Genomic DNA, 18,125 nt, shown 5'->3' on the forward strand with positions numbered 1-18,125 from the left:
TGATAATCCATGATAAATTGTAACTTGTCGAAAATTTGGATGCATTTTATCGTTATTTTCTTACATTTACTCAAAATTAATGAATTAATCAACTGAAAATCAAAATATTATACAAAAAATGCATTTCGTCGATTTTTTATAAATTGACACTAGAAACAGACTTATATGAGTACACAAAAAGACAACATGACAAATAATGATATTTTTAAAAAATTACGTGTAGCCCTACAACTACGTGATGACGAAATTGTAAAGATTCTAGAACTCGTTGATTTTAGAATTACTAAAAGTGAACTCGGTGCATTTTTCAGAAAAGAAGACCATCCAAAATATATGGAATGTGGTGATCAAATTCTTCGAAATTTCCTAAATGGATTGGTTATTCATTTACGCGGCCCAAAACCTGATAAAAAACCTAAATTGGAAGGAAAAGTAAAAGCTACAGCGCCAAAAAGAAATCCGATAAAAAAAATAGAAAAAAAGTAGGTTTTTTCTTTGTGCTCTGATAAGTTCGTCTTAATATTGCTATATAAGACTAATTTATCTTAATTACATGTTTCAACCACCTACTACGCTTCCCAATTTACAGTTATCGGAGAAAGACATTGCACGCCTCAATAAAAAATATAAGCTTTTAACCCCGTGCCAAAGGATTGAAACCTTATACACGGACTTTAATGTAGAAGAAATTATGCTAACCAGTTCTTTTGCGGCTACGTCTGCATTTCTTCTAAAATTAGTTTCTGATGTTAATAAAGAGCAACATGTGTTTTTCATTGATACAGGTTATCACTTTGAGGATACCATAAAATACAAGAAAAAACTAACAGATTTATATGAACTAAACGTAACATCTATTAGCGCTTTAAAGGAGGAACATGCTTTTACCACGAAAGACGAAACGTGGAAAAAGAATCCTGACTTTTGTTGTTCTATTAATAAGGTACAACCATTAGAGTCTATTAAAAAGCATTTTAACATTTGGGTTTCTGGGTTAATGGAATGGCAAAGTGATCATCGTGCGAGTTTAGATATTTTTGAACAACGTGGAAGTATTTTAAAGTTCTATCCTTTGTTAGACATATCCAAAGAAGCTCGAGATGCCTATATTAAAGAAAACCAACTACCATTTCATCCGTTAGTAGCAAAAGGCTATAACTCTATTGGGTGCAAACATTGCACAGTTCCGGGCGAGGACCGAAATGGCCGATGGAATAACAACCCGAAAACCGAATGTGGTTTACATCTATAAACTAAAAAAGCTCTCAAAATTATTTGAGAGCTTTTTTTATGATTAGAAAATCATCTATATTATTTGGATAATACTTCGTGTACTTTATCTGCAGCTTCTTGAAATTCTGTAGCACTCATAACGGCTAACCCTGAATTATCAATCAACTCTTTTGCAATATCAGCATTGGTACCTTGAAGACGCACAATAATTGGCACTTCAATATTACCCATATTTTTGTAGGCATCAATAACACCTTGAGCAACACGATCACAACGTACAATACCACCAAAGATGTTAATCAAGATTGCTTTTACGTTTGGATCTCTTAAAATTAACTCGAAAGCCATTTCTACACGGGCTGCATCCGCTGTACCACCAACATCTAAAAAGTTAGCCGGCTCACCACCTGCTTGCTTAATTAAATCCATAGTTGCCATAGCAAGACCTGCACCATTTACCATACATCCAACGTTTCCGTCAAGATCTACATAGTTTAGTCCAGCTTCTTTAGCTTCTACTTCAATAGCATTTTCTTCACGTAAATCACGTAAAGCAGCATAATCTTTATGACGGTATAATGCATTTTCATCCATGGTTACTTTTGCATCAACAGCCATAATTTTATCATCACTTGTTTTTAACACTGGGTTAATTTCAAACAATGAAGAATCAGACTTATCATAAGCTGTATATAAAGCTGTAACAAATTTAGTCATTTCTTTAAATGCCAAACCAGACAGACCTAAATTGAAAGCAATTTTACGTGCTTGAAAAGGCATAATTCCAACAGAAGGATCAATCTCTTCTGTAAAAATTAAATGTGGCGTTTCTTCAGCAACTGTTTCAATATCCATTCCACCTTCCGTAGAATACATAATCATATTACGACCTGTAGCACGATTTAATAAAACAGACATATAATATTCTTCAGGTTCATTATCACCAGGATAATAAACATCTTCTGCTACTAATACTTGATGAACGCGCTTTCCTTCAGCTGAAGTTTGCGGCGTTACTAAATCCATACCGATGATTTCACCTGCAATTTGTTTAACCTCATCAAGGTTTTTTGCAAGTTTAACACCTCCACCTTTACCACGTCCACCAGCATGAACTTGGGCTTTAATTACGTGCCAGCCAGTACCAGTATCTTCTGTTAGTTTTTTGGCAGCTGCAACTGCTTCTTCAGCATTTTGAGCAACTATACCACGCTGGATACGTACACCAAAACTACTTAACATTTCTTTTCCTTGATATTCGTGTAAATTCATCTTATAAATTCGTTTGTAGTTTTCTCACCAAGAGAAAATCATTAAATTTTTAGTTGCACAAAAGTAATCAACCTAACGCTTTTAACCAATAATTTTTAAAAGTTGTTTTCAGATTGATTAAAAATTTATTTCTTAAGGAACTTCTTCATCATAAGTCCACCTTCGGTTTGAACAGCTACAATATAAAGTCCACTTTGTAAACTAGAAACATCCATTGTTTTTGAAGATCCAGCAGCACTTAAAATAAGGCGTCCATTTAGATCCGAAACACGAATAGATTGAATGGTATTTGGTGCATTATAAGAAATATTTAAAACATCATTCACCGGGTTTGGAATTACTTGAAACTCCTTTTCAACCCAATTATTACTTGGAGTAGTTAATGGGTTTGTTAAGAAGCTCTCCATAAGGGTAATTGTTTCATTAATACCTGCAAAGGCAAACACTATTTCTGCTGTGTTAGATCTAAAAACAAGATTTCCATTACTATTATCATAATAGTAATAAGAGGTTTGAGTAACAGATCCATTAAAAATAACAACGGTTAACGTTAAATCCTGAACAACTTTAAGTCTAGTAACGTTACCACTATAAGCACCTTCTCCCACATCATTCATAATTAAGGTTCCGTACGCATCAACCGAAGTGGTAATAGTTCCTGTGAAATCTCCTGAAGCAGCATCACTTGAAAAGCTACCAGCTACAGGATCTGAAGTGGTGTCCGTATAAGCCAAAGGGAATGTACCTAACAGCGCATTGTTTAAATTATAATTTAATTCTATTCCGGCTGCTGTAACACCTGTAAAGGAAAAGGCTCCTGACATTTCTTCTTTAGCTAGAATATTGTTTACCTCTAGAGAACCTAATGTAGTAATGGTTAAAACCTCTGTTGTTCCTGGAAATAATGATAATTGTCCAGCATCCGGTGCAGCATAGGTGTCTGTATTGGTGCCTACCGCAGTTAAATTTGTAAAATTCCACGTTAATCCAGCACCAGAAGCACTTTGATCTAAAGCAGGAGTTGATTCCACAATAGCATACGAAGACATCGGAATACTAAAGAAATCATTAATTGGTGATTGTGCGAAACCAATAGAAGTTACGATTGTTGATAATAAAAGTAATGTTTTTTTCATTTTATAATTTATTAATTAATAGCGGGTTAAATGTACAAAAACACGTTTTATAATAGGAACGAAAAAGAAATTTATAGCTCATCTACCAAAAACATAGGTAAATTTCTTTTTTTTTAGGAATAGAAAAGCATTAATACCCGAGTAAACTTATTTTTTACTACATTTATAAACCTTCAAGTCTTTAATAATAGCATAAAAAAAGACTAATGATTCAAAAATCACCATTCATTACTACACTCTTTCTAGTAGTTATGCTTTGCTACGGACAAAATATTTCTGCCCAAAACAATTCGAATAAAACTATAGATAGTCTAACTGCGGTACTTAGTCTTGAAAAAAATCAAGAAAAAAAGTTAGAAATACTCAACAATATTGTTGCTATTGCTTTCCAATCAGATTTAAACCTTGCTAAAACTTATGCTAGAAAAGGTGTTCAATTATCAGAAGAATTTAATAATAAAAATTGGCAGCCAAAATTTTATGAAATGCAAGGTCGCATGCATGCAAATCTATTAGAGTTAGATTCCGCATCCATTAATTTTGATAAAGCTTTAAAAGGTTATACCGATATTGATGATAAAAAAGGCCAAGCTACTACCTATTTTAAAATGGGTTGGGTTCATAAGCGACAAGGCAATATTGAAGATGCTTTAAAGGTTGATCTGGAAGCTTTAAAGCTCATGGAGTCTATAGATGATAAATTGGGCATTGCTGGTGCTTATAACCGGATTTCAGAAGATTTAACCAAACAGGGCAGACATGAAGAAGCTTACGAGTACGCACTAAAAACAATTGCCTTGTGTAAAGAAAACAATTTGGAAGTGGAACTGGCATATGCCTACACGGCAGCTGGAGATACCCAAATAGCTATGGGAAATAGCGAAGCTTCATTTGACTTTTATAATGAAGCGCTTACTTTGGCCAAATCCCTCGGTTTTTCAATTTATGACGTTTTAAACTTCTCAAACAATCGTGCCAATGCCTTAAAACGTATGGGAAATTATACCGAAGCAAAAACAGCTTATGAGCAGGCATTAACCAAAGCAGAATCCGTTAATTACGGAAATGCTATTTATGTGATAAGAGCAAATCTTGGCGAGATAAATTTACTATTAGGCCATTATGAGGATGCTTTAAAATATCAATTACAAACAGTAGCCACCCAAGAATCTGAAGGCGATGCATCCAACCTAACAGAAGGCTATCACCATTTAAGTTCCATTTATGAAAAGTTGAAAAATTATCCGCTGGCATTAGAATTCCAAAAAAAGGCACTCGTTATGCGTGATAGCACCGCCAAGATGGCGAGTGATAAAACCATGTCTGAATTAATGACCCGATTTGAAACGGAGAAAAAAGACCAAACCATTAATGCCCAAAACATGCAAATTGCGCAACAAGAACGAACACAAATTCTTTATATAACTATTGGAGCCATTCTAATATTCAGTTTATTGGGTATGATTTTAAGTTTTAAAAATATCCGGAAAAAACGGCAAGCTTTACAGGTCTTAAATGCCGAATTGGATACCAAAAACAAACAGAATGAATTACTTTTAAAGGAAATTCATCATCGGGTAAAAAACAACCTAGAAATGGTAAAAAGCCTGATTGCTTTACAATCGGCTCAAATGGAAGATTCTGCCACAAAAGACGCTATGATTGCCAGTCAAAATCGGGTGCAATCCATGGGAATTATTCATCAGAAACTCTATCAAGGCACCAATTTAGGTTCTATTGAAATGAAAGACTATTTCTTGAATTTAAGCGAAGGTATTTTAGATTCATTCAACGCCGAAAATAAAGTTAAAATAGAATGTGCCATGGAGCAATTGGAATTGGATGTGGACACAGCAGTTCCTATTGGATTAATTGTGAATGAGCTATTAACCAATGCCATAAAATATGCGTTTCCGAATACCGAAACTGGAAAAATATCCATTCAGTTGGAACAAAAAACAAATGATATACTGCATTTAAAAGTCACCGATAATGGCATTGGAAAAGTATTAGGTCTTGCACCAAAAGGCACCGGTTTTGGATCGCAATTGATTCAGCTGTTAACCCATCAACTAAACGGAACCATGCAGGAAGATGGTGAAGACGGTACATCGGTTTCATTTCAATTTAAACACCAAAAAGCAGCTTAATGGAACAACCCATAAAAATACTAATTGTTGAAGATGAAATGATTATTGCTGCAAATATTTCTTTACAACTTACCAATTTAGGTTATGAAGTCACAGGAATTATACCGCGAGGCGAAGAAGCGCTTATTCACATAAAAAAAAATAAACCGGATATATTATTATTAGACATTCAGTTAAAAGGTACCATTGATGGCATTGAAATGGCCCAAATCATGCAACAAGATTACAACATCCCCATTATTTATTTGACTGCCAATACAGACGATGCACATTTTGAAAAAGCTAAAACTACCAATCCGCATGCCTTTATTTCTAAACCATTTAAAAAATTAGATTTACAACATGCCATTGAGCTCACCTTACACAACATACAAAAGGATGATTTAGCAGTAAAAAGTGACCCTATAAATAACCTAGATCCTTTTGTATTAAGCGACTGCATTTTTGTAAGACACCATGATAAAATGGTGAAAGTCGCTATTTGTAATATATTATATATTGAGGCAGAACGTAATTATTGCCGCATCTATTCCAAAACAAAAGAATATCTCTTGGTTATGACTTTAAAAGATTTGGACGAAAAACTACCCACCAACCTCTTCTTACGAATTCACAGATCCTTTATTGTAAATATCTCCCATATTGATGAAATAGCAACCAGACACGTTGTTATTTCCAAAAAAGCTATTCCATTGAGCAAGAGCTTAAAAGAAGAACTTCTAAATAGGTTACATACTATTTAAAGTCCGGATAAATAAAATACTACTTTCGGACAGACATAGGATATCTTCATCCTAACACACTTGCCATTTTCATTGATTATCAGTTATTTAGAGCAACACGAAATGTGTTACGCTATTAATTAATCTTTTAAAAACAGTAATCATGAAAACTATTAAAACAATTATGGTATTGGCCGCTTTGCTTCTACTAACCCCTTGTACGACAAATGCACAAGAGCAAGAGAGTTTTATCATGAACATAACCGAATTTACGGTTAAGTTTGGACAAGACCACAACTTTACAGACGGTGTCAAAAAGTGGAAAAAATGCTACCAAGACAATAACGGCACCAACAAATGGAATGTATGGCATCGTTTACAAGGCAAAGGCAATGTATATGTGGTTGCTGGTAATATGGCAAATTGGGCAGAAATGAGTAAGGAAGATCCAGCATCAAAATCCTGTAGCGCCATTGCACTAGAATCTATCACACCTTTTATAGAAAGTACAGATTTTAACACTACCAGATTCATACCAGGTATTAGCCGCAATGCACCTTTTGGTGATGCTACTATTATTTGGGTAACAAACTTTATTGTACATGATGATTTTACTTTCAATGAAATAATTTCAGAAGTTACAACGGCCATAGCATCTAAAGAAGGCGACAAAAGAGGCTATTGGTACCGAGTAATGGGAGGTGAAACAAGCGATTATTTTGTGACGACACCATTTAAAGACTTTGCGGCAATGGACGTTGAAACGGACAATGTCTGGAAGGTTTTTGAAAGCGTACATGGCGAAAAGAAAACTAAAGAAACTCGCAAGAAATTTAGAGAATCCGTAGAAGATATATGGAGTTACACCTTTATGCTTGAAAGCGAATTAAGTCTGAAATAATAATCAACCAATTAAAACTAGTAATTATGAAAACTATTAAAACAATTACGGTGCTATTTATAATAAGCATACTGACTCCTGTTGTATTAACCGCTCAAAACCAAGCTTATTGGATTCATGCTGATCAGGTAAAACCCAGCAAACAGTCAAATTATGAGCAAATAACACAAGATTTTATAGAAGCTTGTAAAAAGCATGATTTAAAAAATGCAGATTGGGCTACGGCGCGCACAGATGATGGCATGTATTTAAATATCATGCCAATAGACAACATGGCAGATTTAGACAAGAATCCATTGGCTCCTTTAATGGAAAAAATGGGAGAAAAAAATTTCCAAGCCGTTTTTGAAAACTTCGATACTTGCTATGATAATCATGGCGATTATATTCTTTATTTAATGAAGAATTTATCCTATATGCCAAATGGTTTAACTACCAATACGCCTGAACAAAACTACCGGAAATGGCATTATTTTCATGTAACCCCTGCAAACGAGCAAGCGCTGTATGAAAAAATTAAAGAAATAAAAGCACTCTATGAAAAAAAGAGTTCTAAAGAGTACTACAGAATTTATAGAAGTGGATTTGGCACCATGGGAACATTTTATATAGCTAGTATTTCCGCTAAAGACGAGCAGACCTATTCTAAAACATCTACCGAAAACAATTCTCTTTTAGGAAATGAAGGCACAAAGCTATTTGCTGAAATGTATGTGCTTCTAGAAAAATATGAAGTAAAATCAGGACGTATGAGAACAGATTTAAGCTATACAGCTAAAAAATAACAACCAAACCGAAACCTGCTGGATTGTTTCCAGTAGGTTTCTTTTTGAAATTAAATATTATGAAAAAATTATTCTTATTAGGATTTACAATAATTCTTTGTACAGCATGCGAGAAAACAGAAAAGCGATATACCATGCAATCTCCAGAAATAGACACATTCAAACAAGTAATAGATGCATATCAAAAGCAAGATTGGGCAACATACAAATCACATTATGCAGATACAGCTAAAATTATGAGTAATACAACTCAAGAATTTGCTAAAACTTTAGATCAAGAAATTGCACAGAATAAAAAAGATGCGAGCATGTTTCATTCCTGGAAATACAACCCTGAAGATGTTGAATATGAAATGGTAATTACCGATGAAGGCGAAACTTGGGTGAATTTTTGGGGAGATTGGAGAGCGCGTTTAAAAGAAAATGATAAGGAATATATAATCCCAGTACATATTACGGCAGGTTTTTTAAATGACAAAATAGACAAATTGCAAAACAATAAGGCATGAAAAAAGTAGGCATCATCGGTGGTTCAGGATTTATAGGAAGTCATATTACCAAAACATTTTTAGAAAATGGTTTTGAGGTAAAGGCGTCTACAACAGATATTTCCAATGAAGGTAAATATCAGCATTTAATGAATTTAAAAAATGCTGAAAACTTACATATAAGCGAATTAGACGTAAGAGATAAAAATCAATTAAAACAGTTTGTTTCAAACTGTGATATTATCATTCATGGCGGCACGCCCTTTCAATTGGATTTTCAGGATGCCAAAACCGAATTATTTGACCCAACCATTATAGGCACCGAAAATGTTCTGGAAGTAATTAATACGGTTATTACTGTAAAAAAAGTTGTCATCATTGCTTCAGTGGCGGCATACAACACCAACTTTCCTTTACCGCCTGACAATATGCTTGAAACCGATACTTTTAATGAAAAAGATACCCCTTTTTTTAGTGAAGAAAGTCATCCCTACGCACAGGCAAAATTTCTGGCTAACCAAACAGTAAATAACTTTTTACAAACCCATCCAAATGCCAACGCAGAAATTACAAGTCTGTCTCCAGTTGCCGTTTTTGGAAAATCCATGTCACAACGAGAAGATTCCACCTCAACAGGTTTACAGTATTTAATAAAAAACAATTTAGCTCCTAATCCGTTTATCCAAATGCTTTATGATACCAATGCGGAAATGGCAGTTGTTAATGTAACAGATGTAGCAATTGCCGCGTATAAAGCAGCCACTATTTCTGGGTTACATGGCAAAAACTATTTATTGAGTAGTGAAACCTATCCTGTTTCAGATATCAACTTGATGCTAAACAATCAAGCACCTGAAAACCTACCAAAAATAATTTATCAAAACCAACAAGCTGAACATGATCTGGGACTGCCATTTCAATCTGTAAAGGATACTTTACAAGGATTTAATTCTTAATAAAAAGCCGTTAAAAATGCATTAACCAATTGGACAAAAGCAGAATTGAAATTTTAAATACTAAATGATTAAAAATAATGGAAACCACAACAATACAACCAACACCGGCCGCAATCCGACAAATGGGAACAGGATTTTGGGCATCAAAAGTTTTATTGACTGGCGTAAATTTTCAATTATTCACACAATTAGCGACACACGGATCTATGTCTGCAAAAGCCATCAAGAATATTTTAGGATTAAAATGCAGCGACAGAAACCTGTATGTTTTTTTTAGATTGCCTAACTGGATTGAGCTTTTTAGAACGTGAAGGTCTCTTAGCAACTGTAATCTATTCTAATACCGTAGATACAGCTATTTTTTTAGACAAAGCCAAACCATCCTACATTGGAGGCATTCTTGAAATGCAAAATGATCAGGGCTGGAATGTTTGGACAAAACTTGATAATGGATTAAAAACCGGATTGATTCAACAGGAAATAAAAGATAACGGCGAGAACATTTTCGATTTTATAAGTAAAGATCCTGAAATGTTCAAAAAATTCGTCGATGGTATGACAGGTGTGCAAATGGGCAAAAAAAGCAGGTTTCTCCACCACAGAATTAATGCCTTTGCCAGGACCATCCAGTGCTGCAATTGCTTATAAACTATAAAATTCACATAATCATTAAATCGAATAAATATGAGAACAACAAAATTTACACTATTGGCAATTGCTTTAGTGACTGCTATGTCAATATCAAGCTGTAACGAGAAAACCAAAACGGAAACAACCGTAGAAAAAGCAGTATCCACTGAAACCGTTGTTGCAAATGAAACACCAGACTATTTTCTACTGCGTCCAGAAGTAGAAAAGGCTTATGGTTACACGCATGCTGTAAAAATTGGAAATTCTATTAAAATCTCTGGTGCTGTTAGTATGGATGACGAAGGAAATCCTACTGCTATTGGCGATTTAGAACAACAAATGAAAAACTGTTATGCCGATCTGGATAAAATATTAAAACACTATGGCTGCACATTTGATGATGTAGTCGTGGAAAACGTATTCACAACCGATATGGCCAAGTTTTTAGAATTTGCAGGTTACAGAACAGAAATCTATAAAAAGCAATTTCCTACGGGTTCGTGGCTTGGTGTTAAAGAGTTGGCAATTCCAGAATTTATGATTGAGATAGAATTGGAAGTTCACAAGGCACAATAGTGAATAGTGAATAGTGAATAGTGAAAAAATTGAAAGCGATACTAATGGAAATCAAAATTAAAAACTAAAATCAATAATTATGAAAACAAATGAAAACACCCAAATCATTGACACTATGTATAATGCATTTGCTTCAGGTGATATGCCAACGGTTTTGGGTTCCATGCATCCCAAAATAGAATGGAACGAAGCTGAAGGAAACAAATATGCGGACGGAAACCCATACATAGGTCCAAATGCGATTTTAAATGGGGTATTTGCACGTCTTGGAGCTGATCACGAGTATTTCAAACTAGCGGATATTAAGCTTCATGACATGCGTAACAATCAGGTATTAGCCACGTTAAGGTATGATGCTAAAAACAAAAAAACTGGTAAAAAATATAACGCGCAAGCCGCACATTTGTGGACATTAAAGGGTGGCAAAGTAATTACATTTCAACAATATGTAGACACCAAAAAATTAGCTGATGCGGAGATGCCGTAAAACTAAAACCAAGTAAGCCAACCCGCCTTCAATAACCTCGGAAACCTTTTAAAGTAAATATGAACAAATAAAATAAAGATCATGAAACAAACCATTGTAACCAGACACAAAGTAGGCAATTTTGATAGGTGGATTAAAGGTCATCAAGACAGACTTGATGCTTTTGCACCTGCCATATCGAGCCTTAAAACATTTCAAGATTCTAACAATCCAAATTCGATGGTATTGATTATGGAAGTTACAGATATGGAGAAATTTGGGGCGATTTTAAATGATCCTTCACTAAAAGCATTAAAGGATAAACACACGGTTTTAGATCCGATAATAGTATCGATGCCAGTAGAATTATAACCGTCCAGTAAATTTAAATTATTGCTAGCATTTTACGTCCAATTTAATTAGGGTTGCGGTAGCTATTCTAAATTCATTTTATGTACTTTACATTTCTATAAACAGTAAGGTACACGTATTTATGGCAACCAAAAAAGAAAACATTGCTCGCGTTGGTTTAAGCACAATTGGATTTGTTTACATTCTTGTTGGTGTTTTAACAGCTTTAGAGGCTTTCAATTTGGGCGGACGTGAAGTAGGAACAAAAGGTGCCATTGGATTCCTTTCGGGACAACCTATTGCAAAAATACTATGGGCTGCTATGGCAATTGGTCTATTTAGCTATACGTTTTGGCGTTTTTATCAAACTTTTGCCGATTCTCGAAATTTAGGAACCGACTTAAATGCCCTATTTGTAAGAGCTGGATTTTTTACGGGAGGATTGTTTTATGGATCGCTTGGCTTTATAGCTACTCAACTTTTAATTGGCGCTGGTTATGATGCGCAGCAAGATTCCGTTGTCAAACTTTTAAATTCATCATTTGGCAATATAAGTGCTGTTATTATTGGATTAATTTTTGGAGGGAAAGCCTTATTTGAAATTTACTTTATACTGTCCAATCAATTCAAGAAAAATGTCCAATCCTCAAAAATGAAACCTAAAGTGCAAAAATTACTTCTCAATTTAGGAGTTATAGGTCATTCCGCAAGAGGTATTATATTTGGCATCATGTCCTTTTTAACGATACGAACAGGCTTAACGTTTAGAAATGAAAAAATGAGCAAATTAACCGATGCCTTCCAGTTTATAGATCAGAATTTTGGCGCCTTTGTTTTGGCTCTTATTGCCGTTGGAATGTCCTGCTATGGTTTATTTATGCTTGTTAAAGCGCGATATCTGTATATTAATATGAACTAAAACTCGCTTTTAGGTATTCAAGAAATATGACCCCATTAGATAGTTACACGTACAAATTACTATAAAATGTCAATGCATTTTTATCTAAATCATAAATGGTAAATTCTTTAGTTCCCCAATCGGTATTAACTATTTGAATTTGACCTTTTAAAATTTCTTTAGCTTCAAACTCTATATATAAGCTTTCTATGTTTTGCGTTACTATACGCAAATTGGGTTTAACAGCCGTTTTTAAAGGTTTTCCTGTGTTCTGAAAGTTCAAGTGAATTTCTATATCGCCGCGTCGTAATCCGGCATAAGTAGGCACTTTAGGATCGTCAGCAAAGGCAATTTCAAAACCGAGTTTATGTACATAAAAAAATAAAGCAGCCAAAAGATTTTGAACTGGTAAAACGGGATGAATTTGATGTAAATGTGCTTTTTCCATTAGTCTTGTAATCTTCCACTAAAAACACTCACTTTAGAATTAAAGGGGTTTCCAGATGATCTTCTTAATAATGCAATTTGTCCGCAATGCCAAACGGCATCTTCAATTGGACCATGAATGAGTGTCCAAAATTCGACTTCATATTTTTCAAAAAAAAGTTTAAACTCACTAATATCTTTAGTTTCTTTAAAAATATTTGACGCTAATTGTAAATTTAAAAGTGTGGCTTTTCGCAAGCCTTCAAAATCTTCAGGTTTATCTGTATCTTTTTTAGCATTATCTTTTTTTAAGGCGCAATTGGCAATCATTCTTGATAAGTCATAGATATGATCAATGGTTTCCAAAGTTGAACGTGCATCATCATTTGGGCGAAAATTCAAATCATCTGCACGCAAGCCTTCCGTTGCCCAATAAAACCGAAATCCTAATCCATCAATAGCTCTTGCGGCAACGGTTCCTGCCGTAAAGGTTTCTGAAGCTTTAGGGATTTCGTAATAAGGTAGTTTCTCTTGTGAACTCATAGAAACATTAAAAAAAATAATTGACCAAAATATTATAGATTTCATAACTTAATTTTTCAGTTCATTCGTATTAGAAATGGGCGAAATACCATATTTATCAATTAAATATACTAAGCTTGTCATGGTTGCTGCTCCTAATTCCAGTTCACGCTTATTTACATGTTCAAAAACATCATTGGCTGCGTGATGATGATCAAAATAGCGTTGCGAATCTGGACGTAATCCTGCAACAACATTAGAATCTGTTTTTAAAGGCGCTACATCTGCTCCACTTCCACCCCTTTCAAAATAATGAATTAAATAGGGTTTAAATAAGGTCTTCCAACTTTCTATTTTACCAAAAATAACATCGTTACAATCAAATTGAAAACCACGGGGTGTAAATCCACCTGCATCACTTTCTAATGAAAAAATATGGTTTTCACCTTTCTGTTTTGCCATTTCGGCATATTTCGTAGCACCACGTAAACCGTTTTCTTCGTTCATAAACAACACCACGCGAATGGTGCGTTTTGGTTTAATACCACTTTCCTTTAATAACCGTAACACATCCATGGATTGCACACAACCGGCACCATCATCATGAGAACCATCGCCTAAATCCCAAGAGTCTAAATGGCCTCCAACAATAATATATTCATTTGGAAATTCACTTCCTGTAATTTCACCAATTACGTTATGCGACTGAACGTCTTGTAGTTGCTGACAAGTTTGATTAAAAAACAATTTAATATTTTTATCTAGCACTAACATGCTACTCAATTTTTCAGCATCATTGGTGCTAATAGCTGCAGATGGAATACGTTGTGAATTTGGTAAATTACCATAGGTCATGCTCCCTGTATGCGGTAAATCGTCTAGACGTAAATTCATGGACCGCACAATAACACCAGCTGCTCCCAATTTTCCGGCTTCCATGGCCCCTGCATAGCGCTGATCTACACAACCGCCATAGGCTTCAAAGGTTTGTATAACATCAGCTTGCATAGGCCTATTAAAAAACACAATTTTTCCTGACACCTTGTCTTTTCCTAAAGCTATTAATTCATCAATACCTTGTACTTCTACAACCGCGGCTTTAACACCTCCAATTGGTGTGGCAATAGAACCACCCAACGCACAAATATTTACCGTAGTTGTAATTCCAGAAGAAGACTCTATAAAGGCATATTCATTTGTTCCTCTTACCCATTTTGGTACCATTACAGGTTGTAACCAAACTTTATCTAAACCTAGTTTTTCTAGCTCTTCTTTGGTATAAGAGACTGCTTTTTCGGCATTCAAAGAACCTGATAGCCTTCCACCAATTTGGTTGGACAAATAATCAAGCCACTCATAACTTTTCCCGTTTGTTAAGGAAGTAGAGTAAATGGTTTTTAGCGTTTCGGCATCTGTTTGAGCCGTTATATTAATAGTTAATAGAAAAAATAAAATGGGCAAAACATGTTTCATAATTAGCATATATGTCATTAAAAAAACTAAAATAGTTTTTATTTAAAGGTTTACTTCCAAAAGGAATCTTAAAATTACTCATTTTCCAATTGCTTCCGGTAGTCGTCTATATTGGCTTTAATATCATCATCCAATTCAGGCTCTCGGATATCATCATATTTTTTAAGTGTATCTAATAGAATTTTAGCAACGATGTAACGAGCTGTAGGCTTATCATCTGAAGGGATAACATACCAAGGCGCATGCGGTTTTGCTGTCCTAGAAATAGCATCCTGATAACAGTCTTGATAATGATTCCACAGTTTACGTTCTTCCAAATCACCAGGCGAAAATTTCCAATTTTTGTTTGGTTTATCTAATCGGCGTAACAACCTATCTTTTTGTTCTTCTTTTGAAATATTCAAGAAAAATTTAAAAATAATCGTTCCATTTTCTGAAATCGTCTTTTCAAAATTATTGATTTGTTCGAAGCGTTTATCCCAAAATGCATCATTAACATCGTTTAATGATAAAACATTAGGTAAGTGTTCATTTAAAATATATTCTGGATGCACACGAGTTACCAATACGTTTTCATAATGTGTTCTATTAAAAACACCAAACTTACCACGTGCTGGTAATGAAATATAATGACGCCATAAATAATCGTGTTTTAGCTCTAATTCCGTTGGTGTTTTAAAACTATGCACAACAACCCCTCTAGCGTTAAGTTCTTTAAAGACTTCACGAATCAGACTATCTTTTCCTGCTGTATCCATACCTTGTATACAGATAAGCACAGCATATTTTCCATGTGCATACATGGCGTTTTGTATTTTGGCCAGTTTTTTACAAACATCCTGTAATTCGTCTTCAATTTTGTCTTTGTCTTCCTTTAAGTTAAAAGTTGTTTGAAGGTCTTTTATTACTACCGATGCAGGAACTTTAAAATCTTCCGGTTTAATTGATTTCATAGAATAGTATTCGAATTAGAATAGATTTATAAATATACATAATTATAAAACGATGTAATAACGGGATTGTAGTTTGGTTTTCTTTCAAAAAAAAATGCCTGAACACATTCAGGCATTTTAAGGTTATTTGGAAGCGAACATATTTACATCATCTTCGCTAATTTCTTTTTCACCAAGTATAATTAAGCGCTCTACGACGTTGCGGAGTTCCCGAATGTTTCCGGTCCAATCATATTCCTGAAGTTGCTTAATAGCTTTGCTAGAAAAAGATTTTTGAACCGTTCCATGCTCATTGGATATTTTTTCAGAAAAATAATCAATTAGCAATGGAATATCTTCACGTCTGTCGTTTAATGATGGTACTTGAATAAGAATAACAGCTAATCTGTGATACAAATCTTCACGAAAACGCCCTTCCGCTATTTCTTTTTTTAAATCCTTATTGGTGGCGGCTATAACACGAACATCGACTTTAATATCCTTATCGTTACCAACGCGTTGAATTTTATTTTCTTGAAGTGCGCGGAGCACTTTAGCTTGAGCAGACAGACTCATATCACCAATTTCATCTAGAAATATAGTTCCTCCATTGGCAGTCTCAAATTTCCCGGCGCGATCTTTAACAGCACTCGTAAAAGCTCCTTTTACATGACCAAACAATTCACTTTCTATTAATTCTGCTGGAATAGCAGCACAATTTACTTCAACCAAATTCCCTTTAGAACGGTCGCTTTTTTGATGCAACCAGTGTGCTACCAATTCTTTCCCTGTTCCGTTTGGACCAGTAATTAAAACGCGTGCATCTGTTTGCGCCACCTTTTCAATCATATCTTTAATATGCGTAATAGCGGCACTTTCACCAATCATTTGATAATTCTTACTGACTTTCTTTTTCAGCATTTTATTTTCAACAACCAATACTTTGGTATCCAAAGCAATTCTAACTGTATTTAGTAAACGGTTTAAATCTGGTGGCTTGGATATATAGTCAAAAGCACCTAAACGCATGGTGTTTACAGCTGTGTCCAAATCGCCATGACCTGAAATCATGACAATAGGGATTTCGGGTTTTATTTTTTTTGCCGCTATCAAAACATCAACACCATCCATTTTTGGCATTTTGATATCACAAAAAACGAGATCATAATCTTCATTTTTAATTTTCTCTAAACCTTCTAAACCGTCTTCAGCTTCATCTACTTGATAGGTATCATTTTCTTCTGAAAGGATTTTTACAAGTACACGCCTAATGGCTGCTTCATCTTCAATTACTAATATTTTTGGCATAACTATTTACTCTTTTTTTTCAATAATATGAATATCTCTTTGTGGAAATGGAATGGAAACATTGTTTTCTCTAAATAATCTATCTATTTCAAATCGAATATCACTTTTAGGAAATTGGGATTTAAAACTATCTCTAACCGTAAAAATAACTTTAAAATTCAAGGAACTATCTCCAAAATCCGTAAATAACACAACAGTTGATTTGTTATCTAAAACCTCGGGATGGGAATTAGCAGCTTCCAGCAACAGGCGTTTTACCAACTGCGTATCACTACCATAAGCCACACCGACTGTTATATTTTCGCGTGTGGAAATGTCATTTTGAGTCCAGTTATATAAGCTATTTGTTAAGTATAAATGATTTGGAATTACCAAAACCCTATTGTCAATGGTAACGGCGCGTGTGGTACGTAGCTTTATTTCTTCCACACGCCCAACTTTGCCTTCAATTTCAATAATATCACCAACATGTAAACTTTGGTCCACAAGAATAAACACGCCTGAAATAATATCTTGAAATAGGGTTTGTAATGCTAAACCAATACCAATTAATAGTGCGGCTGATGCTGCAAAAATAGCGGTAACATTAACACCTACTGAATCAAAAACAACTAGAATAACAACCAAATAAATTAACCATCGGGCAAACGAAAAGACTGTATTGAATTTAGCCTTATCTTCATTTGGCAATCGTTTCTCATACAATCTGCGAAGGAAATTTAAAACAATAGTTGTAACGAGGTAAATAATAGTTATTAATACCAGCAGTCCAACCGTTATATTAATGGGGCTATCTTCTGATCCGAATTGAAATCCTAAATTTAAAAACTCGACAAAGGATTCCCAAGCACCACTCTCGGTTACAGCATCTTCAATATCGTCTAATCTATTTTGCATGGT

Annotated in this window: 21 protein-coding genes; 13 read left to right on the plus strand and 8 right to left on the minus strand. The window is 34.5% G+C overall.

All coding sequences use genetic code 11. The features are described from left to right. Positions 1-186: 186 nt before the first annotated feature. Complete coding sequence (locus ACFPH8_RS12325) at positions 187-486, plus strand: DUF1456 family protein (protein WP_376861577.1); 300 nt, start codon at positions 187-189, stop codon at positions 484-486. 67 nt (positions 487-553) lie between these two features. Continuing rightward, positions 554-1,252: a phosphoadenylyl-sulfate reductase gene (locus ACFPH8_RS12330; RefSeq protein WP_376861359.1), complete on the plus strand. Its 699-nt coding sequence runs from the start codon at positions 554-556 to the stop codon at positions 1,250-1,252. A 59-nt stretch (positions 1,253-1,311) separates the two neighbouring features. Here ACFPH8_RS12330 and sucC read toward each other — a convergent pair whose 3' ends face one another. Together sucC and ACFPH8_RS12340 are read right to left on the minus strand one after the other, a co-directional pair. Continuing rightward, positions 1,312-2,505 (minus strand): ADP-forming succinate--CoA ligase subunit beta, encoded by a 1,194-nt coding sequence (gene sucC / locus ACFPH8_RS12335; protein WP_376861361.1) that lies wholly within the window; start codon positions 2,503-2,505, stop codon positions 1,312-1,314. A 125-nt stretch (positions 2,506-2,630) separates the two neighbouring features. Then, positions 2,631-3,641, minus strand: a complete 1,011-nt coding sequence (locus ACFPH8_RS12340; RefSeq protein ID WP_376861363.1) for a T9SS type A sorting domain-containing protein — start codon at positions 3,639-3,641, stop codon at positions 2,631-2,633. 206 nt (positions 3,642-3,847) lie between these two features. Between ACFPH8_RS12340 and ACFPH8_RS12345 the strand changes: the two genes are divergently transcribed. The 11 genes from ACFPH8_RS12345 (at position 3,848) to ACFPH8_RS12395 (ending at position 12,585) form a co-directional block, all read left to right on the plus strand. Then, a complete protein-coding gene (locus ACFPH8_RS12345) occupies positions 3,848-5,791 on the plus strand; it encodes a tetratricopeptide repeat protein (protein ID WP_376861365.1) in 1,944 nt (647 codons plus the stop codon). After that, positions 5,791-6,534 (plus strand): LytR/AlgR family response regulator transcription factor, encoded by a 744-nt coding sequence (locus tag ACFPH8_RS12350; RefSeq protein ID WP_376861367.1) that lies wholly within the window; start codon positions 5,791-5,793, stop codon positions 6,532-6,534. Before ACFPH8_RS12345 ends, ACFPH8_RS12350 begins: the two co-directional genes overlap by 1 nt. A 142-nt stretch (positions 6,535-6,676) precedes the next feature. Continuing rightward, positions 6,677-7,414, plus strand: a complete 738-nt coding sequence (locus ACFPH8_RS12355) for a hypothetical protein (RefSeq protein WP_376861369.1) — start codon at positions 6,677-6,679, stop codon at positions 7,412-7,414. A gap of 26 nt (positions 7,415-7,440) precedes the next feature. Then, positions 7,441-8,199, plus strand: coding sequence for a hypothetical protein (locus ACFPH8_RS12360; protein WP_376861371.1), 759 nt, complete (start codon positions 7,441-7,443; stop codon positions 8,197-8,199). Between the two features lie 59 nt (positions 8,200-8,258). Then, a complete protein-coding gene (locus ACFPH8_RS12365) occupies positions 8,259-8,708 on the plus strand; it encodes a nuclear transport factor 2 family protein (RefSeq protein ID WP_376861373.1) in 450 nt (149 codons plus the stop codon). Then, the gene (locus ACFPH8_RS12370; RefSeq protein ID WP_376861375.1) at positions 8,705-9,643 is read left to right on the plus strand and encodes an NAD-dependent epimerase/dehydratase family protein; all 939 of its coding nucleotides are present in this window, start codon (positions 8,705-8,707) and stop codon (positions 9,641-9,643) included. Before ACFPH8_RS12365 ends, ACFPH8_RS12370 begins: the two co-directional genes overlap by 4 nt. Before the next feature lie 264 nt (positions 9,644-9,907). Next, positions 9,908-10,291 carry a hypothetical protein gene (locus tag ACFPH8_RS12375; RefSeq protein WP_376861377.1) on the plus strand — a complete coding sequence of 128 codons (384 nt, stop codon included), beginning with the start codon at positions 9,908-9,910 and terminating at the stop codon, positions 10,289-10,291. A 36-nt stretch (positions 10,292-10,327) separates the two neighbouring features. Further along, a complete protein-coding gene (locus ACFPH8_RS12380; protein WP_376861379.1) occupies positions 10,328-10,849 on the plus strand; it encodes a RidA family protein in 522 nt (173 codons plus the stop codon). Between the two features lie 79 nt (positions 10,850-10,928). Beyond that, entirely contained in the window at positions 10,929-11,336 is a 408-nt protein-coding gene (locus ACFPH8_RS12385; protein ID WP_376861381.1) for a nuclear transport factor 2 family protein, read from the plus strand. 81 nt (positions 11,337-11,417) lie between these two features. Further along, positions 11,418-11,687 (plus strand): hypothetical protein, encoded by a 270-nt coding sequence (locus tag ACFPH8_RS12390; protein WP_376861383.1) that lies wholly within the window; start codon positions 11,418-11,420, stop codon positions 11,685-11,687. Between the two features lie 121 nt (positions 11,688-11,808). After that, the gene (locus ACFPH8_RS12395; RefSeq protein WP_376861385.1) at positions 11,809-12,585 is read left to right on the plus strand and encodes a DUF1206 domain-containing protein; all 777 of its coding nucleotides are present in this window, start codon (positions 11,809-11,811) and stop codon (positions 12,583-12,585) included. A gap of 43 nt (positions 12,586-12,628) precedes the next feature. Here the strand turns inward: ACFPH8_RS12395 and ACFPH8_RS12400 are convergent, their stop codons facing one another. From ACFPH8_RS12400 to ACFPH8_RS12425, 6 genes are all read right to left on the minus strand, one after another. Further along, positions 12,629-13,012 carry a VOC family protein gene (locus ACFPH8_RS12400; protein WP_376861387.1) on the minus strand — a complete coding sequence of 128 codons (384 nt, stop codon included), beginning with the start codon at positions 13,010-13,012 and terminating at the stop codon, positions 12,629-12,631. Beyond that, on the minus strand, positions 13,012-13,533 hold the full coding sequence (locus ACFPH8_RS12405; protein ID WP_376861389.1) for a hypothetical protein: 522 nt from the start codon (positions 13,531-13,533) through the stop codon (positions 13,012-13,014). Before ACFPH8_RS12405 ends, ACFPH8_RS12400 begins: the two co-directional genes overlap by 1 nt. A gap of 48 nt (positions 13,534-13,581) precedes the next feature. Continuing rightward, positions 13,582-14,985, minus strand: coding sequence for a M20/M25/M40 family metallo-hydrolase (locus ACFPH8_RS12410; protein ID WP_376861391.1), 1,404 nt, complete (start codon positions 14,983-14,985; stop codon positions 13,582-13,584). Between the two features lie 74 nt (positions 14,986-15,059). Further along, positions 15,060-15,938: a PPK2 family polyphosphate kinase gene (locus tag ACFPH8_RS12415; protein ID WP_248398448.1), complete on the minus strand. Its 879-nt coding sequence runs from the start codon at positions 15,936-15,938 to the stop codon at positions 15,060-15,062. Positions 15,939-16,061: 123 nt separating this feature from the next. Continuing rightward, positions 16,062-17,225, minus strand: a complete 1,164-nt coding sequence (locus tag ACFPH8_RS12420) for a sigma-54-dependent transcriptional regulator (RefSeq protein ID WP_376861393.1) — start codon at positions 17,223-17,225, stop codon at positions 16,062-16,064. A 6-nt stretch (positions 17,226-17,231) separates the two neighbouring features. After that, positions 17,232-18,122 (minus strand): mechanosensitive ion channel family protein, encoded by an 891-nt coding sequence (locus ACFPH8_RS12425; RefSeq protein ID WP_248398444.1) that lies wholly within the window; start codon positions 18,120-18,122, stop codon positions 17,232-17,234. Positions 18,123-18,125: the final 3 nt, after the last annotated feature.

The sequence above is a fragment of the Bizionia hallyeonensis genome (assembly GCF_042657385.1).
GTDB classification, from domain to species: domain Bacteria; phylum Bacteroidota; class Bacteroidia; order Flavobacteriales; family Flavobacteriaceae; genus Algorimicrobium; species Algorimicrobium hallyeonense.